1 protein-coding gene is annotated in these 361 nt (G+C 67.6%); it reads left to right on the forward strand.

The window, feature by feature from the left end; all coding sequences use genetic code 11:
• Window positions 1–361, forward strand: a 361-nt coding sequence (locus tag EU800_RS26325) for a transposase (RefSeq protein ID WP_129636385.1), incomplete at both ends; no start/stop codon positions are given.

Genomic DNA, 361 nt, shown 5'->3' on the forward strand with positions numbered 1-361 from the left:
TGGCATCGGCAGAACGCCGCAAGCCAGCGGCTCGAGACGATCCCGGGCGTGGGCATCATCACCGCCACGGCGCTCGCAGTCAGCGTTCCGGATCCCTCCGTATTCCGTTCGGGCCGGCAGTTCGCGGTCTGGCTGGGGCTCGTGCCACGACAGAACTCATCCGGTGGAAAGGAGCGGCTGGGGCGGGTGTCGAAGATGGGCAACTGCTACCTGCGTCGCCTGCTGGTCGTTGGCGCCACGTCGGTGACGCGGCGGGCTGAAACCACCCAGACACGAACCGGGGCCTGGGTCCGATCCCTGCTGGAACGCAAGCCAACGAGGCTCGTCACGGTGGCAATCGCCAACAAGACCGCCCGAACCG

Origin of the sequence: Tropicimonas sp. IMCC6043, from assembly GCF_004146235.1 — a bacterium.
Lineage (GTDB): Bacteria > Pseudomonadota > Alphaproteobacteria > Rhodobacterales > Rhodobacteraceae > Tropicimonas.